We start from the raw sequence: 21,368 nt of genomic DNA on the forward strand, positions 1-21,368 counted from the left end.
CCCCCACACCTTGGTGGGTGGGACGGGGTTGTGCTTCATGCACTGGCTTTTAACACACTGTTGAGTTCTCAAGAAACGGACGCGTACACCGTCGTTTCGGTCATTCGGCCGATCCTTCGGGGCGTTCCATTTCGTATTTCTATCTTAGCCCGCTTGCCATTTCCGTGTCAAACTGCCCATTTTCGGAGCGCTTGCCACAAACCGGCGAAACTTGACTAGGGTTTTTGCTGCTCCATCTCTAGAGCAACCCTCTAAACTTACCCTGACATTCAGACCTCGTCAAACCATCTCATCTTCCGATGGTTATACGAAAGCCGAACATCAAGGTTCGTTCAGTGGGGATCGTCCTTGGGGCCCGTCCGCCGATCAGGCGTCCGGTCTCGCTCCCTGGACATCAAAAAGCCTAAGCCGCCCCTGAGACGTCGTCAAATCAGCCGCACCGGGAGAACCCGCAGGTCACTGGCGACTCGCGGGGGAATCCACGCTCTTCGCGACCTGAACGTTACACAATCAACGCCCTGACGCCCCGGCCGGAACCGGGGCGTCAGGGCGTGTTCTGCGGATCTCTTCGTCTACTGCGGTCGCCCGGACGGCGCTCCATCACACCGAAGACCAGCCGGTGGCGACCCACGCCGAGGGATCAGCCGGCGACGACCTCGACTCCGCCGATGGAGCGCTTGCCACGACGCAGCACCAGGAAGCGGCCGTGCAGCAGGTCGTCGGCCACCGGCACGTAAGCCTCATCGGTGATCTTCACGTTGTTGAGGTACGCGCCACCCTCCTTGACCGCCCGGCGGGCGGCGGACTTCGACTCCACCAGCCCGCTCTCGGCCAACAGGTCGACGAACGAGGCGCCCAGCGCGGCGACCTCGACATGCGGCACCTCGGCGAGAGCGTCACTCAACGTCCCTGCGGGCAGGTCTTCCAGCGAACCCTGACCGAACAGGGCCGCTGATGCGGCGATCACCGCGGCGCATTCGTCGGCGCCGTGGAGCAACGTGGTGAACTCCGTCGCCAGTGCGCGCTGCGCATCCCGCGCGGCGGGCCGTTCCGCGGCGGCCTTCTCCAGCTCCTCGATCTCCTCGCGAGACTTGAAGCTGTAGATCTTGAGGAACTTGATCACATCTCGGTCGTCCGCGTTCAGCCAGAACTGGTAGAACGCGTACGGCGAGGTCATCTCCGGGTTGAGCCACACCGCGCCGCCGGCCGTCTTGCCGAACTTGGTCCCGTCGGCCTTGGTGATCAACGGCACGGTCAGCGCGTGCACGTGATTACCGGTTACCCTGCGAATCAGATCGGTTCCCGCGGTGATGTTGCCCCACTGGTCGCTGCCGCCGACCTGCAGTGTGCAGCCATATCGCCTGTTCAGCTCCAGGTAGTCGTTGGCCTGCAGGATCTGGTAGCTGAACTCGGTGTAGCTGAGCCCGTCGCCGCCCAGCCGGGCGGAGACCGACTCGCGAGCGAGCATGCGGTTGACCGGGAAGTGCTTGCCGACGTCGCGCAGGAAGTCGATCGCGGACATGCCCTCGGTCCAGTCGAGATTGCTGACCAGAACCCCCCCGGTCTCCTCGGAGAAGTCGAGGAACTTCTCCACTTGGACGCGGATTCGCGCGACCCATTCGGCGACGACGTCGGAGGAGTTGAGCGAGCGCTCGGTGCTGCGGCCGCTGGGGTCGCCGATGAGGCCCGTCGCACCACCGACCAGGCCGATGACCCGGTGCCCCGCCCGCTGCAGCCGGGTGAGGGTCAGGAGCGGGACCAGGTTGCCGACGTGGAGTGAAGGCGCCGTCGGGTCGAAACCGCAATAGACCGTGATCGGACCCTCGGCCATCGTCTCGCGCAGGGCGTCGATGTCGGTGGACTGCGCGATCAAGCCGCGCCAGGCGAGGTCATCCAGAATGTCGGTCACGATCCTTGCTTTCCAATGTTCGAAGGGACATATATCGCTCCTGTACAGCGTGCCCGATCACAGCACCGCTTCGCCACTCGTAATCTCCCTTACGGCCGGGACGACCAGCTGGAACGGGGGGACATGAGGCCTGCCGGCGGCGCGATCCTCCCAGCCAGGGGTCCTAACGGCGGCGCGGGACGTGCGGCCGGTACGGCGAGACGGTGCGGTCTCCGTCGATCCAGAAACGCCAGGGCGTCTCCTTCCCCGAGGAGACCCCGGTGCGCGGCCCCGATCTGATCGTTCCGGCCTTGGGCGAGTCGCCTTCCAGCACGGCGGCCGGGCCGGGCAGGCAGACGTCGAGCCCGTTGTGCTCCCGGGTGAAGCCGAGCGCCACGGCCAGGCGTGCGGGTCCGCGCGCGAGGTCACGTGCGCTGACGGTACGGCCCGCACCCGCCGTCCGGCGGGCCAGGGCGATCTCGGTTCCGGAGACGATCTCACCGGCTCGCAGCAACACACCCGAGCCGACCCCTTCGGGGAGGCAGACGATGTTGGCGCAGAAATGCATGCCGTAGGTGAAGTAGACGTACAGGTGCCCCGGCGGCCCGAACATCACCGCGTTGCGCGGCGTCTGGCCGCGGTAGGTGTGGGAGGCGGGGTCCTGTCCGGGCACGCCGTACGCCTCGACCTCGGTGAGGCGCACCGAGACCGGTCCGTGCGTGAGCACGCGCCCGAGCAGGTCCGGGGCGACCTCGTGCCCGGGCCTGTCGAAGAACTCCCGGGACAGAGGCGAGGATCCGGCGAGAGGGTGCTCGCCGGATCCGTTGACCGGCATCAGTCGCCGCTCGCCCACGCGGCCTGGACGTCGACGACCTCGCGGAGCGCCGCGAGCTGGTCGCGGACCCTGTCGGGTGCCGTGCCACCGTGGGCCTTGCGGGCCGCCAGGGCACCCGGCACCGAGAGCACTTCGCGCGAGTCGGGCGTGAAGTGCGGTGAGACCTTGGCGAGCTCCTCGTCAGTGAGCTCCTCGAAGTCCTTGTCGTTGACCTGGCACCAGACCACCAGGTGGCCGACCGCCTCGTGTGCCTCGCGGAACGGCACGCCCTTGCGGACCAGCAGTTCGGCCAGATCGGTGGCCAGCGCGAACCCGTCAGGGGCCGAGGCCTCCAGCTTGGCGGTGTTGACCCGCATGGTGGCGACCAGACCGGCCATGGCGGGCAGGACCAGCAGCAGGGTGTCGACGGAGTCGAACACCGGCTCCTTGTCCTCCTGCAGGTCGCGGTTGTAGGTCAGCGGCAGGCCCTTGAGGGTCGTCAGCAGCGACATGAGGTTGCCGATGAGACGGCCGCTCTTGCCCCGGGCGAGCTCGGCCACGTCGGGGTTCTTCTTCTGCGGCATGATCGACGAGCCGGTGGAGTAGGCGTCGTCCATCTCGATCCAGCGGAACTCCTGCGAGGCCCACAGGACGATCTCCTCGCCCAGCCGCGACAGATGCATGCCGATCATCGCGGCGGCGAACAGGAACTCGGCGGCGAAGTCGCGGTCGGCGACCGCGTCCATCGAGTTGGGCGCGGCGGAGTCGAAGCCGAGCTCGCGGGCCACGGCCTGCGGGTCCAGCGGCAGGGACGACCCGGCCAGCGCGCCGGAGCCGAGCGGGGAGACGGCGGCGCGCCTGTCCCAGTCACGCAGCCGCTCGATGTCACGGGTGAAGGCGTGCACGTGGGCCAGGAGCTGGTGGCCGAAGGAGACCGGCTGCGCGTGCTGCAGGTGGGTCATTCCGGGAGCGGCCGTCTCGGCGTGCTCCTCGGCCTGGCTCATCAGCGCGGTCTCCAGCTCCACCAGCCGGGACACGATGTGCCTGGCGTGGTCACGAAGGTAGAGGCGCAGGTCGGTGGCGACCTGGTCGTTGCGGCTGCGGCCCGCGCGAAGTTTGCCTCCGAGCGTGCCGAGGCGCTCCAGCAGACCGCGCTCCAGCGCGGTGTGGACGTCCTCGTCGGCCACGGTCGGCCGGAACTCACCCGACTTGCAGGCCTGCTCAAGGTCGTCCAGAGCGCCGATCATGCGCTCCAGCTCGTCCTCGGTGAGCAGCCCGGCGCGGTGCAGCACCCGGGCGTGCGCGCGCGAGGCCAGCAGGTCGTACGGCACGAGCCGCCAGTCGAAGTGCACACTCACCGAAAGCCTGGTCAGCGCGTCGGCCGGGCCTCCCTCGAACCGGCCGCCCCACAGCCGCATGGGCTTACCACCATCAGTCACCGTTGTTCTCCTCCCAGTTCAATCCGCGACCATAGCCCACTCAGGAGAGTCGGGCGTCCCGAGCCGCCGCGATCTTGGAGGGCAGGCTCCAGAGTTCGACGAAGCCCTTGGCGAGCGACTGGTCAAAGGTGTCACCGGTGTCGTAGGTGGCGAGGTTGAAGTCGTACAGCGAAGCCTCGGAACGACGGCCGGTGACCGTGGCCCGGCCACCGTGCAGGGTCATCCGGATCTCGCCGGTGACGTGCTGCTGGGCCTCGGCGATGAAGACGTCGAGGGCCTTCTTGAGCGGGGAGAACCAGAGACCGTCGTAGACGAGCTCGCCCCAGCGCTGGTCGACCGAGCGCTTGAACCGGGCCAGGTCCCGCTCGACGGTGACGTTCTCCAGCTCCATGTGCGCGGTGATCAGCGTGATGGCGCCGGGCGCCTCGTAGACCTCGCGGGACTTGATGCCGACGAGCCGGTCCTCGACCATGTCGAGCCGGCCAACGCCCTGGGCGCCCGCACGCCGGTTCAGCTCGGCGATGATCTGGAACGGGGTCAGGTGCCGCCCGTCCAGCGCCACCGGGACGCCCTCGACGAAGCTGATGATGACCTCGTCGGCCTCGCGAGGCTCGGCCGGGTCGGCGGTGTAGGAGTAGACGTCCTCGGTGGGGCCGTTCCAGATGTCCTCAAGGAAACCGGTCTCGACGGCCCGGCCCCAGATGTTCTGGTCGATCGAGAAGGGGTTCTTCTTGGTGGTCTCGATCGGGAGGCCCTTGTCCTCGGCGTAGGCGATCGCCTTGTCCCGGGTCCACGCGTAGTCGCGGGCGGGGGCGATGACCTTCAGCTCGGGGAAGAGCGCGGCCAGTCCGGCCTCGAACCGGACCTGGTCGTTGCCCTTGCCGGTGCAGCCGTGCGAGACGTGCGTGCCGCCGAACTCCTTGGCCGCGGCGGCCAGGTGCTTGACGATCAGCGGGCGCGACAGCGACGAGACCAGCGGGTAGCGGTCCATGTAAAGGGCGTTGGCCTGCAGGGCGGGCACACAGAAGTCGGTGGCGAACTCCTCGCGGGCGTCCACGACGACGGACTCCACGGCCCCGCAGTCGATGGCCCGCTTCCGGATGACCTCCATGTCCTCGCCGCCCTGACCGACGTCGACGGCCACGGCGATGACCTCGGCGCCGGTCTTCTCCGTGAGGAACGGAATGGCGACGGAGGTGTCGAGGCCTCCGGAGAAGGCCAGCACGATCCGGTCAGTCATGATCAGTTTCTCCAAAAGTCTTTCGTCACAGGTGATCGTCAGATCTCGGGCAGCCCGCGGGAGCGGGCTAGATACGTCGGTCGGCGTGCCGCAGCAAGGCCTCGGCGACCGCCGCACCGCCCAGCGGATCACGGCTGATGACGAGAATCGTGTCGTCTCCGGCCACCGTGCCGAGGATGGACTCCCAGTCGGCGTGGTCGATGGCGGAGGCGAGGAACTGGGCGGCGCCGGGCGGCGTGCGAACGATCACCAGGTTGGCGGACGCCTCGGCGGAGACGAGCAGTTCCTCGGCGATCCGGCTCAGCCGGGCGGCCGGGGTCTCGCCGGAGCCGAGCCGGGCCAGCGGGATCCGGCCACCGCCCTCGCCCGGCAGGGCGTAGACCAGGGAGCCGTCCTCCGCGCGCAGCTTGAGCGCGCCGAGTTCGTCGAGGTCCCGGGAGAGGGTGGCCTGGGTGACCTCGACCCCGCTCTCCAGCAGGAGCTTGGCGAGGTCGGGCTGGGAGCGAACCGGCTGCCGTTGCAGGAGTTCGGCGATCCGTGCCTGGCGAGCGGCCTTGGTCATGGGAATCGGCATGGGTTCTCCTCCGCGGGCGTCGTGGCGAGCGCGCCGTGCCCCTCCGCGCCCTTATCCGGTCCCGTCGCCGAGACCAGCCAGTGCAGCAGGGCCTTCTGGGCGTGCAGCCGGTTTTCGGCCTGCTCCCACACCAGGCTCTGCGGTCCGTCGAGGACGTCGGCGGAGATCTCCATGCCCCGGTAGGCGGGCAGGCAGTGCAGGACGATCGCGCCGGGCGCCGCCTGGCTCACCAGTTCGGCGTTGACCTGGAAGGGCATCAGGTCGGCGACCCGCTGCTCCTTGCCGTCCTGCCCCATCGAGACCCAGGTGTCGGTGGCGATCACGTCCGCGCCCGCGACGGCCACATCCGCGTCGGGCAGCACGGCGACCGACCCGCCGGTGGTGGCGGCGATCTCACCGGCCCGCCGCAGGATCTCCGGGTCGGGCTGGTATCCGGCCGGGGCGGCGATCCGCACGTGCATGCCGGCGACCGCCCCGCCGAGCAGGTAGGAGTGGGCCATGTTGTTGGCGCCGTCTCCGAGATAGGTCAGGGTGAGCCCCGCGGTCCTGCCGAAGCGCTCTCTGACGGTCTGCAGGTCGGCGAGGATCTGGCAGGGGTGGAACTCGTCGGTGAGGGCGTTCACCACCGGCACCGAAGAGGCGGAGGCCATGGCCTCGATCCTCTCCTGTCCTCCGGTCCGCCACACGATGGCGCCGACCTGGCGCTCCAGGACCCGGGCGGTGTCCTCGATGGACTCGCCCCGGCCCATCTGCGAGGAACCGGCGTCGATGACCAGGGGCAGCCCGCCCAGTTCGCCGATGCCGGTCACGAAGGAGATCCGGGTCCGGGTGGAGTGCTTGTCGAACAGCACGGCGACGGTCTGCGGGCCGGCGAAGGGGCGGTAGCCGTAGCGGTCCTTCTTCATGGCCTCGGCCAGGGCGAGCACCTGGGCCTGCTCGGCGGGCGACAGGTCGTCGTCCCGGAGGAAGTGCCTTACCTGGGCGGAGCCTGCGTGCGGCCTAGTCATGGGATGCCTCATCAAGGATCGCGGGGAGCGCGGCCACGAAGGTGGCGATCTGCTCGGAGGTGATCACCAGTGGGGGTGCGAGCCGTACGGCGTCGGGCTGCAGGGCGTTGACCAGGAAGCCCGCCTTCTGCGCCGCCGCCTGGACCTGGCCGGAGCGGTCGGCGGTCAGCACGATGGCCAGCCACAGGCCCCGGCCGCGGACGCCTCCGAGAAGCGGGTGATCGATCGCCGCGATGCCCTCGGCGAGCTGGGCGCCGACCGTCTGGACGTGCTCCAGCAGGCCGTCCTTCTCGATCGTGTCGAGTACGGCGAGCGCGGCGGCGGCCGAGACCGGGTTGCCGCCGAAGGTGGAGCCGTGGTCACCCTTGGCGAAGATCGTGCCCGCCGGGCCGAAGCCGACGCAGGCGCCGATCGGCATGCCGCCGCCGAGGCCCTTGGCCAGGGTCAGCACGTCGGGGACGATGCCGTCGTGCTGGTGGGCGAACCAGTGCCCGGTACGGCCGATCGCGGACTGGATCTCGTCGGCGACCAGCAGGGCGCCTGCCGCGTCGCAGATCTCCCTGGCGGCCCTGAAGTAGCCGTCGGGCGGGGGGACGACTCCCGCCTCGCCCTGGGTGGGCTCCAGGAAGACCGCGGCGCAGTCTTCGGTGACCGCGTTCTTCAGCGCGTCGGCGTCGCCGTACGGGACGAACCGGACGTCAACCGGGAACGGGCCGAACTGGTCGCGGATCGACGGTTTGCCCGTCAGGGAGAGCGCGCCGAGGGTCCGGCCGTGGAAGGCGTTCGCGGCGGCCACGAAGTAGGTGCGGCCGTTCGTCTTGCCGTATTTGATGGCCAGCTTGAGCGCGGCCTCGTTGGCCTCGGTCCCCGAGTTGGTGAGGAACACCCTGGCCGGGGCTCCGAGCAGGCCGAGCAGCCGTTCGGCGAGCAGCACCTCCGGCTCGTGCAGGAACAGGTTGCTGGTGTGGGCGAGCGTGGCCACCTGCCTGGAGACGGCCTCCACCAGCGCCGGGTGGGCGTGGCCCAGCGAGGTGACGGCGATGCCGCCGATCAGGTCGAGATACTCGCCTCCGTCGACGTCCCAGACCTTCGAGCCCTCGCCGCGCGCCAGCGCCAGCGGGGGAATCCCGTAGTTCGGCATGAAGGCGGCTTCGAAGCGCTCGCTGAGCGTCTCTCCGGCGCGCCGCTCGTTCAGGCTCACTCGTCGCTCCCGTTCAGCCGGATGGTGGCGGTCAGCCGCCGCTTGACCAGATTGGGTACGGCCGGCGCCGGCGCGGCGTCCGGCAGCACCATGGTTCCGATGCCCTCGTCGGTGAAGATCTCCAGCAGCACCGAGTGGGGAACCCTGCCGTCGAGCACGTGCGCCTGGGGCACACCGCCCTGGACTGCGGTCAGGCATGCCTCCATCTTGGGCACCATGCCGCTGGACAGGCTCGGCAGGAGTTCGCGGAGCTCGGTCGCGGAGAGCCGGTCGATCACCTCGTCGCTCGGCTCGCCGCCCGATGCGGCCTGGCCGTCGGCGGCGCGGGGCCGCCAGTTGCGGTAGAGGCCCTCGACGTCGGTGAGGACGATCAGCTTGGACGCCCGCAGCGCCACCGCCAGCGCGGCGGCGGCGGTGTCGGCGTTGACGTTGTAGACGGTGCCGTCGTCGCTGCGGGCGACGGAGGAGACCACCGGGATCCGCCCGTCGTCCAGCAGCGCCTGCACGGCCCCGGCATCGACGTCGACGATGTCGCCGACCTGGCCGATGTCCACCGCGGTGCCGTCGACGACGGCCTGTTTGCGCACCGCGGTGAACAGGTGGGCGTCCTCGCCGGACATGCCGACCGCGAGCGGGCCGTGCCGGTTGATCAGGCCGACCACGTCCCGGTTGACCTGGCCGACCAGGACCATCCTGACGACCTGCATGGCCTCGGGGGTGGTGACGCGGAGCCCGGCGGTGAAGGTGGACTCGATGCCGAGCCTGTCGAGCTGGGCGTTGATCTGCGGGCCGCCGCCGTGCACGATCACCGGCTTGAGCCCCGCGTAGCGCAGGAAGACGACGTCGTCGGCGAACTTCTCCCGCAGGTGCTCCTCGGTCATCGCGTTGCCGCCGTATTTGATGACGACGATCGCGCCGTGGAAGCGGGCGAGCCAGGGCAGAGCCTCGATCAGCGTGTGCGCCTTGGTCAGGGCGTCGGTGGCTCTCATGACGAGTACGCCGAGTTCTCGTGGACGTAGGCCGCGGTGAGGTCCGTGGTGTGGATCGTCGCCGAGTGCGGGCCGGCCGACAGGTCGATGGTGATCGTCACATCGCGGGGGCGCAGATCCACCTTGGCCCGGTCGTCTCCGGCGGCGCCTCCCCGGCAGATCCAGACGCCGTTGATGGCCACGTTGAGCCGGTCGGCCTCGAAGACCGCGTCGGTGGTGCCGACCGCCGACAGCACCCGGCCCCAGTTGGGGTCTTCACCGTGGATGGCGCACTTGAGCAGGTTCGAGCGGGAAACCGTACGGCCGACGGTGACCGCGTCCTCTTCCGAGGCCGCGCCGACGACCTCGATGGCGATCGCCTTGGTGGCGCCCTCGGCGTCCACCAGGAGCTGACGGGCGAGATCGGCGCAGACCGTGCGGACCATCTGCCCGAACTCGCCGAGGTCCGGGGTGATCCCGGAGGCGCCGCTGGCCAGCAGCAGGACGGTGTCGTTCGTCGACATGCAACCGTCGGCGTCGAGCCGGTCGAAGGTGACCCTGGTCGCCTCGCGGAGCACCGCGGCGAGCTGGTCGGCGGGCACGTCGGCGTCAGTGGTGATCACGCAGAGCATGGTGGCCAGACCGGGAGCGAGCATGCCCGCGCCCTTGGCCATGCCGCCGACCATGTAGCCGCCCTCGCCCCGCCTGAAGGAGATCTTCGAGACCGTGTCGGTGGTGCGGATGGCGTCCGCGGCGGCCAGACCGCCGTCCCTGCTGATCTGGGAGACCGCGAGGTCCACCCCGCCCAGCAGCGCGTCCATCGGCAGCCTCTCGCCGATCAGGCCGGTGGAGCAGACCGCGATCTCGCCCGCCGACTCCTTCAGCGCCTCGCCGACCTTCTCCGCGGTGGCGTGGGTGTCCTGGAAGCCGAGCGGGCCGGTGCAGGCGTTGGCTCCGCCGGAGTTGAGGACGACCGCGTAGACCCGGCCCCCGGCCAGCACCTGCTGGGACCAGAGCACCGGCGCGGCCTTGACGCGGTTGCTGGTGAAGACACCCGCCGCGGCACGTGAGGGGCCGTCGTTGACGACCAGGGCCAGGTCACGGGCGCCACCGGACTTGATTCCGGCGGCGACGCCCGCTGCGCGGAAGCCGAGGGGGGCGGTCACACTCATGGGGCAACTCCATTGAGAGGAAGGCCGAGCTCTTCTGACAGGCCGAGGGCGAGGTTGGCGCTCTGGATCGCGCCTCCCGCGGTGCCCTTGGTCAGGTTGTCGATGGCGACGACGGCGACGACACGTCCGGCGCGCTCGTCCAGGGCGACCTGGAGGGCGGCGGTGTTGGCGCCAAGGGTCATCGAGGTCGCGGGCCACTGCCCCTCCGGCAGCAGCCGCAGGAACGGCTCGTCCTTGGTCGCGATCTCGTAGGCCTCACGCAGGGTCTGCGCGGTGAGACCCGGTTTGGCCGGTGCGGTGCAGGTGGCGAGGATGCCGCGGCTCATCGGGGCGAGCATGGGGGTGAAGGAGACCTTCACCTGCTCACCGGCCAGCGGGGAGAGGTTCTGCTCCATCTCCGGGGTGTGCCGGTGGACGCCCCCGACGCCGTAGGCGCTGACCGAGCCCATCACTTCGCTGCCCAGCAGGTTCGGCTTGAGCGACTTGCCGGCTCCGCTGGTGCCGGTGGCGGCCACCACGACCACGTCGGGCTCGGCGAGACCCGCGGCGAAGGCGGGGAACAGGGCCAGGGTGACGGCGGTCGGGTAGCACCCGGGGACGGCGATCCTCCTGGTGGCGCGCAGCTTCTCGCGCTGGCCCGGCAGCTCGGGCAGGCCGTACGGCCAGGTGCCCGCGTGGGCGCCGCCGTAGAAGTGGTCCCAGGCGGCGGGGTCGGCGAGCCGGAAGTCGGCGCCGCAGTCGATCACGAGCGTGTCGTCGCCCAGGTGCTCCGCGACGGCGGCGGACTGGCCGTGCGGGAGGGCGAGGAAGACGAGGTCGTGGCCGCCGAGGGTGTCGGCGGTGGTGTCCAGCAGGACCCGGTCGGCCAGCGGGGCCAGGTGGGGCTGGTGGGAGCCGAGGGTGGTGCCGGCGTTGGACCCTGCGGTCAGGGCACCGATCTCGATCTCGGGATGGGACAGCAGCAGGCGCAGAAGCTCGCCTCCGGCATAGCCGCTGGCACCGGCGATCGCCGCTTTCATCCGCCCCCCAGATCTGCATATTCATGCAACTCAACTCATGGACTTACTAGAGAGATTATGCATCCCATGGGATTGTCATGCAAGCGGCCCGACCGGCCACCCCGCAAGCACAAAGCGCACAGACAGGTTGAAAGTTCGCAAAAATTAACATTCACCGGCGAGCGGCCTTGCGAGTGATCCACTACTCACGTTTCGGCACTGTTGCGACATACTTACCGGTCGGTATCGTGACGGTTCCCGTTCCTCCGCCCCCGAGGAGTACGAACGTATGACTGTCGCCCATGACCAGGTCCGGGCCCAGCTCACCGGCCCCGGACAGCTTTTCGAGATGGACGAGGTGCCCGGCCACGGTGGCACCGTCAGGACCTGGAAACACGCCCCCGGCCACTTCCGCGCGCTCCTTGAGCTGAGCCGGTTCCACGGCGAGGCGGTCTTCCTGGTCTATGAGGACGAGCACATCACCTACGAGGAGCACTTCCGCAGGGCGGCCACGCTGGCACGGCGCCTGGTGGAGGAGTACGGCGTGGCCAAGGGCGACCGGGTGGCGATCGCCATGCGCAACTACCCGGAATGGGTGATCGCCTTCTCCGCCACACTGGCGGCCGGGGCGATAGCCGTACCGCTCAACGCCTGGTGGACGGCGCAGGAGCTGGAGTTCGGGCTGTCGGACTCCGAAGCCAAGGTCCTGATCGCCGACGGCGAGCGCGCCGCCAGGCTCGCCGGCCTCGCCCGGTCGCTGATCGTGGCCCGTGGCGAGGTCCCCGAGGGCGCGCGCTCGTTCGAGGACGTGCTGGGATCGGTCGAGGCCGACGTGACACTGCCACAGGTCGAGCTCTCACCCGAGGACCCGGCCACGATCTTCTACACCTCCGGCACGACGGGTCGGCCCAAGGGCGCCCTCGGCAGCCACCGCAACCTCGGTCAGTCGCCCATGACCGTGGCCTACGGCCTGCTGCGCAGCGTGGTCCGGGCCGGCAAGGACCCGGCGGAGGCGGCCGGGCAGCGCCGCGTCACCCTGCTCACCGTGCCGCTCTTCCACGTCACCGGCTGCTTCGCGGTGATGACCACCAGTATGTTCAGCGGCGGTGGCCTGGTGCTGATGTACAAATGGGACGCCGGGCGGGCCCTGGAGCTGATCGAACGGGAGAAGGTCACCACCTTCAGCGGCGTGCCCACCAACGTGTGGCAGTTGCTGTCCCACCCCGGCCTGGCCAAGTTCGACATCTCCAGCCTCAACTCCCTCGGGTACGGCGGCGCCCCGGCCCCGCCGAAGCTGCTGGAGCGCATCACCGAGCTGCTGCCGAACCGCTCCCCCTCCAACGGCTACGGCCTGACCGAGACCACGGCGCTCACCATCCACAACGGCGGCATGGACTACCAGGCCAAGCCCGACAGCATCGGCCTGCCGATCGCCGTGGTCGACGTGAAGATCGCCGACCCGCTCGGCGACGAGCTGCCGGTCGGCGAGGTCGGCGAGCTCTGCCTGCGCGGCCCGAACGTCATCCTCGGCTACTGGAACCGCCCCGAGGCCACCGCCGAGACCTTCGTCGGCGGCTGGCTGCACACCGGCGACATGGCGCGGATCGACGACGAGGGGTTCGTGTTCATCGTGGACCGAGCCAAGGACATGGTCATCCGCGGCGGCGAGAACGTCTACTGCGCCGAGGTCGAGGCCGCGCTGTTCGAGCACCCGGCGGTGGACGACGTCGCGGTGATCGGAATCCCCCACGACGAGCTGGGCGAGGAGGTCGGCGCCGTGGTACGGCTGGCCGCCCCGGCGAGCCCCGAGGAGCTGCAGTCCTTCCTGCGCGAGCGGATCGCGGCGTTCAAGGTCCCGGCCCGGTTCTGGATCCGCGAGACGGAGCTCCCGCGCAACCCCGGCGGCAAGATCCTCAAGACTCGCCTCCGCCAGGAGGTCCTGGGCTCCTGAGGCCCGCACGGCGGTGACCTGTCCGAAAACCGTTTGCCTCGGCGCAGGTCACCGCCGACACTGTCTGTCCGTGCCCGAAACCCCTGACCGATCGCTCAGAGCGCTGATCCGCCATCTGAAGATGGATCTGAGTCCCCTGCGCGACTCCCGTGACTTCCGGCTGCTCTTCGGCTCGGGGGTGGTCACGATGTTCGGCAGCTTCCTCACGCTGGTGGCGATCCCCCTGCAGATGAAGGAGCTCACCGGCTCCTACCTGGCGGTCGGCCTGGTCAGCGTGGCCGAGTTCGTGCCGATGGTGGTGTGCGGACTCTGGGGCGGGGCCATCGCGGACGCGCTGGACCGGCGCAAGATCATCCTCTACACCGAGCTCGGGCTCTGCGTCACGGTGCTGATCCTGATGGTCAACGCGATGCTTCCGCGCCCTCAAGTCTGGGTGCTGTACGTGGTCGGCGCCCTCACCGCGGGCTTCGGCAGCCTGCAACGGCCCAGCATCGAATCACTGATACCCCGCGTGGTCAGGCACGACCAGCTCACCGCGGCCGCCGCGCTGAGCAGCTTCCGCTGGAACCTCGGTGCCATCGTGGCCCCCGGACTCAGCGGCCTGATCGCCACTTGGTTCGGCGTCGCCGTCGCGTACGGCGTGAACGTGGCGACCTTCCTGGTCTCCCTGGTGCTGCTCTGGCTGGTGAAGGCCCCACCGCAGTCCGAAGACGCTCCCCCGCCGTCACTCAGGTCGCTGATCGACGGCGTCCGCTACGCCGTGGGCCGCCCGGATCTGATGGGCACCTACCTGGTGGACATCGCCGCGATGATCTTCGCGTTCTCCACCGCGCTGTATCCGTTCCTGGCCGGTGAGTTCCACTCCCCCGAGGCGGTCGGCCTGTTCTTCTCCGCCTCCGCCGTCGGCTCTCTCGTCGCCTCCGTCACCTCCGGCTGGACCGGCCGCATCCACCGGCACGGCCTCGGCGTCATCGTGGCGGCCCTGGTGTGGGGCGCCGCGGTGGCGCTGGCGGCGGTCATGCCGGCCGTCTGGGGCGTCTTCGCCTGCCTGGCACTGGCCGGAGCGGCCGACATGATCAGCGCCGTCTTCCGCTCCACCATCTGGAACCAGACCATCCCCGACGAGTTCCGGGGCCGCCTGGCCGGCATCGAGCTGCTCTCCTACACCAGCGGCCCGATGCTCGGCAACGCCAGGGCCGGCCTGATGGCCCAGCTCGGCGGGGCACGGTTCTCGCTCGGCGCGGGCGGCCTGCTGTGCGTCGGCGCGGTGGCGGCGATGGCGGGACTCCTGCCCGGGTTCCGGAGCTACGACGCCCGCACCGACGAGCACGCGATCAGGGAACGCACCCGTCGTGAGGCCCTCGCCGAGGTCTGACACACCGGCCGGGACTGTCAGTCCGACTCGCGCCAGCCGTCGTATTCCTCGGCGAGCGCGTCCAGACGGGCCACGTCCTCCGGGGGCAGGGTGTCGTCGTGGTCCTCGACGACCACCAGCCACTGGGCGTCCTCGGCGTCGTCCTCGCCCGCGAGGGTCTCCCGGACGACCGTGGGCATCATCTGCGGAAACTCCTCGGCCACCGTCTCCGCGACTTCCTCGGCGTCGTCACGATCGGCGAACACCAGCAGGTGTCTCAACGTCTCCTCCTCACTGAAGCCTCGCTGAGGCCTCACTGAAGGAGAAGGTCCCGGCGGCATGGCCGTCGGGACCTTCTCACGTATCGATCTCACATGTCGATCAGACGCCGCGGAGCTGGGCTCCGGTGCGTTCACCGGCCAGGGCCACGGCCGCGTCACGGGCCGCGGTGGTCTCCTCGACGGTCAGCGTCCGGTCCGATGCCCGGAACCGCAAGGAGTAGGCCAGGGACTTCTTGCCCTCTTCGACCTGGGTCCCGGTGTAGACGTCGAACAGCCTGATCGACTCCAGCAGATCGCCAGCGCCCTCGCGCAGCGCCGCCTCCACCACGGCCACCGGGACGGAGGCGTCGACGATGAGCGCGACGTCCTGGGTGGCGATCGGGTAGGCGGAGATCGAGGGGGCCTGCGCCGGACCCGCCATCAGCGGCTCCAGCCGGGCCAGCTCCAGCTCCATCGCGCTGGTGCGCGGGGGCAGGCCGTACGCCTCGATGACACGCGGGTGCAGCTCACCGGCGTGGCCGAGGAGCACGTCCCCGGCGTACAGCGCGGCGCAGCGGCCCGGGTGCCAGGGCTCGTGCCGGTCGGCGCGAACGTCGAGGGTGACCCCGGCCTCGCGGGCCACCGTACGGGCCGCCTCGATGGCGTCCGCCCAGCTGCCCGCGCGGCCCTTGCCCCACCAGCCGGACCGCTCGAACTCCCCGGCCAGCACGGCGCCGACCCGCAGCGGCTGGGCGGGCAGCGCCGACTCGATCGAGTTGAGCTCCACCTCGCTGGGCCTGCGGTCCACACCGAGCACCGGTGCGGTCGCGGGCGCCCCCTGTGACGGCCGGTAGACCAGGCCCATCTCGAACAGCGCCACGTCGCCGAAGCCCCGGCCCACGTTGCGGACCAGCGTCTTGAGCAGGCCAGGCAACAGCGTGGTCCGCATCAGCGGTTCGTCCTCGCTGAGCGGGTTGGCCAGCCGTACGGCCAGGCGGCGAGCGTCGTCCGCGGGCAGCTGCAGGTTGTCGAGGTCGCGCTCGCCGACGAACGGGTAGGCGAGGATCTCGACGTAGCCGGAGGCGGCCAGCGCCCTGCCGACCCTGCGGCGCAGCCGCTGGCCTTCGGTGAGACCGGCGCCCGCCGGGGCGGCCGGCAGGATCGAGGGCAGCTTCTCATAGCCCTCAAGCCGGATGACCTCCTCGGCGAGGTCGTTGGGGTCGGTCAGGTCGGGCCGCCACGTGGGCGGGGTGACCGTCAGCATGTCCTCGCCGGCGACCGCGAGCTTCGCGGCCATCTCGTCACCGGGGGCGACCGCACCGCTGACGACCGTGCAGCCGACCTGCTCCAGGCAGCGGATCACGGTCTCGCGGTCGTATTCGATGCCGGCGACCTTGCCGGGGTGACCGCTCGGGATGGAGATGCGGACGGGCTCGATCTCGACCGCGGCGTGGGTGACACCCGGCTGGATCGTGCCGCCGCCCAGCTCGGCCAGGAGCTGGGCCGCGCGCCAGGACGCGTACAGCGGGAGTTCCCGGTCGACGCCCCGCTCGAACCGTTTGGACGCCTCGCTGACCAGGTTGTGGCGGCGGGACATCCGCGCGATGCCGCTGGCGGAGAAGTGCGCGGCCTCGATCACGATGTCGGTGGACTGGTCGGAGATCTCGGTCTCCAGACCGCCCATGGTCCCGGCCATCGAGATCACACCCGACTGATCGGTGATCAGGATGTCTTCCGGGTGGAGCTTGCGCACGACGTGGTCGAGCGTCTCCAGCGTCTCATCGGGCTTGGCCCGGCGCACGACGATCTCGCCGGTCAGCTTCGCGGCGTCGAAGGCGTGCAGGGGCTGGCCGAGCTCCAGCATCACGTAGTTGGTGACGTCCACCGCCAGCGAGATCGGGCGCACGCCGGCCCGCGCGAGGCGTGCCCGCATCCACAGCGGGCTCTTCGCCGACGGGTCGAAGCCGTGGATCTCACGCAGCACGAAGCGGTCGCACGCGCCGGGGTCGGCGATGGAGGCCGGATAGGACGGACCGGACTCGGCGGGCGGGGAGACGTCGGCCGGATCGAGGAAGGTCGCGCCGAAGGCGGTGGCGACCTCCCGGGCCACCCCGCGGATGGACAGGGCGTAGCCGATGTCCGGGGTGATCTCCAGCTCGATCACGTCGTCGCGCAGGCCGAGCAGCTCGACCACGTCGGCCCCGATCGGGGTGCCCTCGGCCAGCACCATGATGCCGTCGTGCTCGTCGCTCAGGCCGAGCTCGCGCTCCGAGCAGATCATGCCCTCGGACATCCGCCCGTAGGTCTTGCGCGCGCCGACCTCGAACCCGCCGGGCAGCACGCCCCCGGGCAGCACGACCGGCACCCGGTCGCCGACGACGAAGTTGGTCGCACCGCAGACGATCTGACGCGGCGCGGCCTCCCCCACCTCGACCTGGCAGTGCCGGATGGGCTTCTTGAAGCCCTCCAGCTCCTCGATGGAGAGCACCTCGCCGACGACCACGTTCTTGACGTCGTGGCCGTAGGAGGTGATGGCCTCCAGCTTGAGCCCGGCCGCGGTGAGCTTCTCGGCGATCTCGTGAGCGGTGACGGCGGGGAGATCGACGTACTCCCGCAGCCATGAAAGCGGGACCTTCATCAGACCTCCATCCCGAACGGGAGCGTGAAGCGGACGTCTCCCTCGACCATGTCGCGCATGTCCTCGACGTTGTGGCGGAACATCAGCGTGCGCTCGATGCCCATGCCGAAAGCGAAACCGCTGTAGCGGCCGGGGTCGACACCGCAGGCGATGAGCACCCGCGGGTTGACCATTCCGCAGCCGCCCCACTCGATCCAGCCCTCGGACTTGCAGGTGCGGCAGTGCGGGTTGCCCGGCACCGCGGAGGTGCCGCGGCACACGAAGCACTTCAGGTCCATCTCGGCCGACGGCTCGGTGAACGGGAAGTAGTTCGGCCGGAACCGCGTGGTGATGCCCTCGCCGAACATGACCTCGGCGAAACGGTCCAGGGTGCCCTTGAGGTGGGCCATGGTCAGGCCCTCGTCGATCGCCAGCCCCTCGACCTGGTGGAAGACCGGAGTGTGGGTCGCGTCGAGCTCGTCGGTGCGGAACACCTTCCCGGGTGAGATCACGTAAACCGGGAGCTCACGGCTGAGCAGGGCCCGGATCTGCACCGGCGAGGTCTGCGTGCGCAGCACCTTGCCCGACTCGACGGACTCCACGAAGAAGGTGTCGTGCTCCGAACGCGCCGGGTGATCGGGCGAGATGTTCAGCGCGTCGAAGTTGAACCACTCGCCTTCCAGCTCGGGCCCCTCGGCCACCTCGTAGCCCATCGCGACGAACGCGTCGGCGATGTGCTCCTGCAGCGTGGTCAGCGGGTGCCGGGCGCCGCGCGGGGCGCGGTCGGCGGGCAGCGTCACGTCGACGGTCTCCTCGACGAGGACACGCTCGTCGCGCTCGGCCTCAAGCTGGGCCTGACGCTCGCCGAGGGCCTCGGCGACGGCCTTGCGGGCGCCGCCGATGCGCTTGCCCGCCTCGGCGCGCGCGGCCGGGGGCAGCGCCCCGATCTCGCGGTTGGCCAGGGCGATCGGCGAGCGGTCACCGGCGTGCGCGAGCCGTACTTGCTTCAGTTCGTCGAGGTCGCGCGCCGCCTTGATGGCGTCGAGCGCGTCGGCCTGCATGCGCGCCATTTCATCGGCGTGCAGCGGGGTCACCTCAACCGGGTCGTAGTTAGACAAGAGAGCTCCGAATCCAGGGCTTAAGCGGCCACGAGTCTAGTCGGGAGAGCCCACCGGGCTGGCATTCACGCTCAGGCGAAGTCAGGGGTGCCGGTGGGCACCATAAATCGAAACTCGGCCCCGCCTTCGGGCCCCCGCTGCACGGAGATGGTGCCGCCATGGGCCTCGATCAGGCCCTTGACGATGAACAGGCCGAGCCCGGTGCCACCGCGACGGCGGGCGTTGCCCCGCCAGAACTGCCGGAACACGCGCGTGGCCAGCTCGGGCGGGATGCCCTCTCCCTGGTCACGGACGGACACGGTCACTCCCCATTCGTTCGGTTCGACGACTATTGTCACCGTACCGCGCCCATGACGCACCGCGTTTTCCAGCAGGTTGGCCAGAACCTGATCGATCTTGTCCTGATCGAGCCAGGTCTCGGGCAGCTCGCCCCGCACCTCCAGCCGGAAACGCTCCTCCGGCTCCCCCGCCGCGACCCGCCCGGCGATGACCTTGCGGGCCCTGGCGGGGATGTCGACCACCTGGCGGTGGATCTCCAGCCGCCCGGACTCGATGCGGGACACGTCGAGCAGCTCGGTGATCAGCCGGGTCACCCGGTCGGCGTCGGCGTTGACCGTCTCCAGCATGACCAGCTTCTGGTTGTCGGTGAAGCGGGCCCACTTGGACAGCAGGGTCGCGGTGAACCCCTTGACGCTGGTCAGCGGGGAACGGAGCTCGTGGGCGACGGTGGAGACCAGGTCGGCGCGGCTGCGCTCCAGCCGGGCGCGGGCGCCCGCGTCGCGCAGGGTGATCACCACCCGGACGACCTCGCCGCCCCGCTCCGGTCTGCGCACCAGGCGGGCGGCCACGAGCATCTCCTGGCCCCCGGGGGTGCGCAGCGGCAGCTCGGGCTGACGGCTGCGCGTGGGCAGCCCGCCGTAGGGGTCGAACCACTTCCACCAGTCGCGCCCGTCGTGGTCGCGGAAGGAGAACACATCTCGCAGGTGCCGTCCGACGGCCTGGTCGCGAGCGACCCCGGTGAGGCGGCTCGCGGCCCGGTTGACGGTCAGCACGTGGCCGTCCCGGTCGGTCACGACGAGACCGTCAGGAAGATCATTTACGTCGATCACACAGGCGGAATCAGTGCTCCGCTCGTCGGTGTGTTCGCCGTGCACGACCCCGCCTCCTCGACGCTACAAGGCCGACAATAGCGGGTTTCTCGCGTTCTACGGCAGCCCCGGAGCGGGGGGCTGGGAACCGGTCCGCTGAGATCGGGCAGATGCGTACAGACACACCGCGGCCGCGGTCGCGAGGTTGAGGCTCTCGGCCCTTCCGTAGATCGGCACCCGGACCACTTCGTCGGCCAGCCGCAGGATGTCCTCCGGCAGCCCCCACGCCTCGTTGCCGAAAATCCACGCGGTCGGCCCGGACAGGTCCACGTCGTCCAGCGTCTGCTTGCCCGCGCCGTCGGCGGCGAGCACCCGCAACCCGGCGTCCTTCAGCTTCTGTACGGCCTGCGCCGCAGGCGTCCCCGTGGTGACCGGGAGGTGGAACAGGCTCCCCGCGCTGGCCCGGACGCACTTGCCGTTGTAGGGGTCCACCGAGGCGTCGGTGAAGACCACCGCGTCGGCACCCGCCGCGTCGGCGGTGCGCAGCACCGTCCCGGCGTTGCCCGGGTCGCGGACGTGGGCCAGCACGGCCACCAGCCTGGCATCGGCGGTGACGGCCCTGTCGAGGGGCACGTGCACGAACCGGCACACGGCCAGCAGCCCCTGCGGGGTGACGGTCTGGGCGAGCTCGGCCATGACCTCGCCACTGGCCCGGTACAGGGGCACCCCGGCGGCGGTGACGGCGGTGACGATCTCGGCGTGCCGCAGCTCGGCCTCGGCCGTGGCGAACAGCTCTACCACCACGCCGTCCAGCGCCAGCGCCTCGCGCACCGCCTGAGGCCCCTCCGCGAGGAAGGAACGGTCGCGGTCCCTGAAGGCCCGTTTGGTCAGCCGCCGTGCGGCCTTGACCCGTGGCGACTTGATGTTGGTCAGCTCAGATCCCGCCATGCCTGCTCCCCCAAGAATGCGAATGCGGCCCACAGCGTGATCGCTGTGGGCCGCACGCTCGTCAGTGCCTGACTCAGCTGGCGACCGGCGCGTTCACGTCGGCCGGAAGCGCCTTCTTGGCCGCCTCGACCAGCGTCGCGAACGTGGCGGCGTCGTTGACGGCGAGGTCAGCGAGGATCTTGCGGTCGACCTCGATGGAGGCCAGCCGGAGACCCTGGATGAGCCGGTTGTAGGTGATGCCGTTCTGACGGGCAGCGGCGTTGATGCGCTGAATCCAAAGACGGCGGAAGGTGCCCTTGCGGTCCTTGCGGTCGCGGTAGGCGTAGGTCATCGAGTGGAGCATCTGCTCCTTGGCCTTGCGGTACAGCCTGGACCGCTGGCCCCGGTAGCCCGTCGCCCGCTCGAGAACGACCTTGCGCTTCTTCTTGGCGTTGATCGCCCGCTTCACGCGTGCCATGTGTATCTATCTCCCCGGGGGCCGTTACTTAGCGAGCAGCTTCTTGATCTTCTTGGAGTCGGCATCGGAGAGCACGACCTCAGGCTTGAGACGACGCGTCAACTTGGACGACTTCCACTCGTTGTAGTGAGCGCGGTTGGCCCGACGGCGCACAAGCTTGCCGGAACCGGTGAGCCGGAATCGCTTCTTCGCACCGCTGTGCGTCTTCATCTTCGGCATCTCAGCCGTCTCTCCCTCGATCGTGCCGATGTCCCGGGCCGGTAACCCGAGTCAA

General features: G+C 69.8%; 19 protein-coding genes. 2 read left to right on the plus strand and 17 right to left on the minus strand.

Going from position 1 to position 21,368, the window contains the following annotated elements:
- Positions 1 to 640 precede the first annotated feature (640 nt).
- The 10 genes from tyrS to argC all read right to left on the minus strand — a co-directional run bounded on the left by tyrS (position 641) and on the right by argC (position 11,322).
- A complete protein-coding gene (gene tyrS / locus ACFY2X_RS39010; protein WP_389948118.1) occupies positions 641 to 1,909 on the minus strand; it encodes a tyrosine--tRNA ligase in 1,269 nt (422 codons plus the stop codon).
- A gap of 163 nt (positions 1,910 to 2,072) precedes the next feature.
- Entirely contained in the window at positions 2,073 to 2,723 is a 651-nt protein-coding gene (locus tag ACFY2X_RS39015) for a DNA-3-methyladenine glycosylase (RefSeq protein WP_389948119.1), read from the minus strand.
- Positions 2,723 to 4,141, minus strand: coding sequence for an argininosuccinate lyase (gene argH, locus ACFY2X_RS39020; RefSeq protein ID WP_389948120.1), 1,419 nt, complete (start codon positions 4,139 to 4,141; stop codon positions 2,723 to 2,725). The genes ACFY2X_RS39015 and argH overlap by 1 nt, the downstream gene beginning before the upstream one ends.
- A gap of 40 nt (positions 4,142 to 4,181) precedes the next feature.
- Positions 4,182 to 5,381 (minus strand): argininosuccinate synthase, encoded by a 1,200-nt coding sequence (locus tag ACFY2X_RS39025; RefSeq protein ID WP_389948121.1) that lies wholly within the window; start codon positions 5,379 to 5,381, stop codon positions 4,182 to 4,184.
- A 67-nt stretch (positions 5,382 to 5,448) separates the two neighbouring features.
- The gene (locus ACFY2X_RS39030; protein ID WP_389948122.1) at positions 5,449 to 5,955 is read right to left on the minus strand and encodes an arginine repressor; all 507 of its coding nucleotides are present in this window, start codon (positions 5,953 to 5,955) and stop codon (positions 5,449 to 5,451) included.
- Positions 5,940 to 6,962: an ornithine carbamoyltransferase gene (argF, locus tag ACFY2X_RS39035; RefSeq protein ID WP_389948123.1), complete on the minus strand. Its 1,023-nt coding sequence runs from the start codon at positions 6,960 to 6,962 to the stop codon at positions 5,940 to 5,942. Before argF ends, ACFY2X_RS39030 begins: the two co-directional genes overlap by 16 nt.
- Positions 6,955 to 8,103: an acetylornithine transaminase gene (locus tag ACFY2X_RS39040; RefSeq protein ID WP_389948230.1), complete on the minus strand. Its 1,149-nt coding sequence runs from the start codon at positions 8,101 to 8,103 to the stop codon at positions 6,955 to 6,957. Before ACFY2X_RS39040 ends, argF begins: the two co-directional genes overlap by 8 nt.
- Positions 8,104 to 8,159: 56 nt before the next feature.
- Positions 8,160 to 9,152, minus strand: coding sequence for an acetylglutamate kinase (argB, locus tag ACFY2X_RS39045; protein ID WP_389948124.1), 993 nt, complete (start codon positions 9,150 to 9,152; stop codon positions 8,160 to 8,162).
- Positions 9,149 to 10,303 carry a bifunctional glutamate N-acetyltransferase/amino-acid acetyltransferase ArgJ gene (argJ, locus tag ACFY2X_RS39050; protein ID WP_389948125.1) on the minus strand — a complete coding sequence of 385 codons (1,155 nt, stop codon included), beginning with the start codon at positions 10,301 to 10,303 and terminating at the stop codon, positions 9,149 to 9,151. Before argJ ends, argB begins: the two co-directional genes overlap by 4 nt.
- Complete coding sequence (argC, locus tag ACFY2X_RS39055; RefSeq protein ID WP_389948126.1) at positions 10,300 to 11,322, minus strand: N-acetyl-gamma-glutamyl-phosphate reductase; 1,023 nt, start codon at positions 11,320 to 11,322, stop codon at positions 10,300 to 10,302. The genes argJ and argC overlap by 4 nt, the downstream gene beginning before the upstream one ends.
- A gap of 268 nt (positions 11,323 to 11,590) precedes the next feature.
- Here argC and ACFY2X_RS39060 point away from each other — a divergent pair, with 268 nt between their 5' ends.
- Together ACFY2X_RS39060 and ACFY2X_RS39065 are read left to right on the plus strand one after the other, a co-directional pair.
- On the plus strand, positions 11,591 to 13,252 hold the full coding sequence (locus tag ACFY2X_RS39060; RefSeq protein ID WP_389948127.1) for a class I adenylate-forming enzyme family protein: 1,662 nt from the start codon (positions 11,591 to 11,593) through the stop codon (positions 13,250 to 13,252).
- A gap of 121 nt (positions 13,253 to 13,373) precedes the next feature.
- Entirely contained in the window at positions 13,374 to 14,627 is a 1,254-nt protein-coding gene (locus tag ACFY2X_RS39065; protein ID WP_389948128.1) for an MFS transporter, read from the plus strand.
- 17 nt (positions 14,628 to 14,644) lie between these two features.
- Here the strand turns inward: ACFY2X_RS39065 and ACFY2X_RS39070 are convergent, their stop codons facing one another.
- The 7 genes from ACFY2X_RS39070 to rpmI all read right to left on the minus strand — a co-directional run bounded on the left by ACFY2X_RS39070 (position 14,645) and on the right by rpmI (position 21,313).
- Complete coding sequence (locus ACFY2X_RS39070; protein ID WP_389948129.1) at positions 14,645 to 14,887, minus strand: hypothetical protein; 243 nt, start codon at positions 14,885 to 14,887, stop codon at positions 14,645 to 14,647.
- 100 nt (positions 14,888 to 14,987) lie between these two features.
- Complete coding sequence (gene pheT / locus ACFY2X_RS39075; protein WP_389948130.1) at positions 14,988 to 17,504, minus strand: phenylalanine--tRNA ligase subunit beta; 2,517 nt, start codon at positions 17,502 to 17,504, stop codon at positions 14,988 to 14,990.
- On the minus strand, positions 17,504 to 18,553 hold the full coding sequence (pheS, locus tag ACFY2X_RS39080; protein ID WP_389948232.1) for a phenylalanine--tRNA ligase subunit alpha: 1,050 nt from the start codon (positions 18,551 to 18,553) through the stop codon (positions 17,504 to 17,506). The genes pheT and pheS overlap by 1 nt, the downstream gene beginning before the upstream one ends.
- 119 nt (positions 18,554 to 18,672) lie before the next feature.
- Positions 18,673 to 19,755: an ATP-binding protein gene (locus ACFY2X_RS39085; protein WP_389948131.1), complete on the minus strand. Its 1,083-nt coding sequence runs from the start codon at positions 19,753 to 19,755 to the stop codon at positions 18,673 to 18,675.
- 51 nt (positions 19,756 to 19,806) lie between these two features.
- Positions 19,807 to 20,637, minus strand: coding sequence for a TrmH family RNA methyltransferase (locus tag ACFY2X_RS39090; protein WP_389948132.1), 831 nt, complete (start codon positions 20,635 to 20,637; stop codon positions 19,807 to 19,809).
- Positions 20,638 to 20,710: 73 nt separating this feature from the next.
- Positions 20,711 to 21,094, minus strand: a complete 384-nt coding sequence (gene rplT, locus ACFY2X_RS39095; protein WP_389948133.1) for a 50S ribosomal protein L20 — start codon at positions 21,092 to 21,094, stop codon at positions 20,711 to 20,713.
- Between the two features lie 24 nt (positions 21,095 to 21,118).
- Entirely contained in the window at positions 21,119 to 21,313 is a 195-nt protein-coding gene (gene rpmI / locus ACFY2X_RS39100) for a 50S ribosomal protein L35 (RefSeq protein WP_184547746.1), read from the minus strand.
- Between the last annotated feature and the right edge of the window lie 55 nt (positions 21,314 to 21,368).

The organism is Streptosporangium sp. NPDC000396, from assembly GCF_042898655.1.
Classification (GTDB): domain Bacteria; phylum Actinomycetota; class Actinomycetes; order Streptosporangiales; family Streptosporangiaceae; genus Streptosporangium.

What these genes read in the sequence shown, in the direction of transcription:
- ACFY2X_RS39015 (WP_389948119.1), bottom strand. Translation starts at nt 2,723, where the DNA reads ATGCCGGTCAACGGATCCGGCGAGCACCCTCTCGCCGGATCCTCGCCT.
- ACFY2X_RS39025 (WP_389948121.1), bottom strand. Translation starts at nt 5,381, where the DNA reads ATGACTGACCGGATCGTGCTGGCCTTCTCCGGAGGCCTCGACACCTCC.
- ACFY2X_RS39030 (WP_389948122.1), bottom strand. Translation starts at nt 5,955, where the DNA reads ATGCCGATTCCCATGACCAAGGCCGCTCGCCAGGCACGGATCGCCGAA.
- argF (WP_389948123.1), bottom strand. Translation starts at nt 6,962, where the DNA reads ATGACTAGGCCGCACGCAGGCTCCGCCCAGGTAAGGCACTTCCTCCGG.
- ACFY2X_RS39040 (WP_389948230.1), bottom strand. Translation starts at nt 8,103, where the DNA reads ATGCCGAACTACGGGATTCCCCCGCTGGCGCTGGCGCGCGGCGAGGGC.
- argB (WP_389948124.1), bottom strand. Translation starts at nt 9,152, where the DNA reads ATGAGAGCCACCGACGCCCTGACCAAGGCGCACACGCTGATCGAGGCT.
- argJ (WP_389948125.1), bottom strand. Translation starts at nt 10,303, where the DNA reads ATGAGTGTGACCGCCCCCCTCGGCTTCCGCGCAGCGGGCGTCGCCGCC.
- argC (WP_389948126.1), bottom strand. Translation starts at nt 11,322, where the DNA reads ATGAAAGCGGCGATCGCCGGTGCCAGCGGCTATGCCGGAGGCGAGCTT.
- ACFY2X_RS39060 (WP_389948127.1), top strand. Translation starts at nt 11,591, where the DNA reads ATGACTGTCGCCCATGACCAGGTCCGGGCCCAGCTCACCGGCCCCGGA.
- ACFY2X_RS39065 (WP_389948128.1), top strand. Translation starts at nt 13,374, where the DNA reads ATGGATCTGAGTCCCCTGCGCGACTCCCGTGACTTCCGGCTGCTCTTC.
- pheT (WP_389948130.1), bottom strand. Translation starts at nt 17,504, where the DNA reads ATGAAGGTCCCGCTTTCATGGCTGCGGGAGTACGTCGATCTCCCCGCC.
- pheS (WP_389948232.1), bottom strand. Translation starts at nt 18,553, where the DNA reads ATGGCGCGCATGCAGGCCGACGCGCTCGACGCCATCAAGGCGGCGCGC.
- ACFY2X_RS39090 (WP_389948132.1), bottom strand. Translation starts at nt 20,637, where the DNA reads ATGGCGGGATCTGAGCTGACCAACATCAAGTCGCCACGGGTCAAGGCC.
- rplT (WP_389948133.1), bottom strand. Translation starts at nt 21,094, where the DNA reads ATGGCACGCGTGAAGCGGGCGATCAACGCCAAGAAGAAGCGCAAGGTC.
- rpmI (WP_184547746.1), bottom strand. Translation starts at nt 21,313, where the DNA reads ATGCCGAAGATGAAGACGCACAGCGGTGCGAAGAAGCGATTCCGGCTC.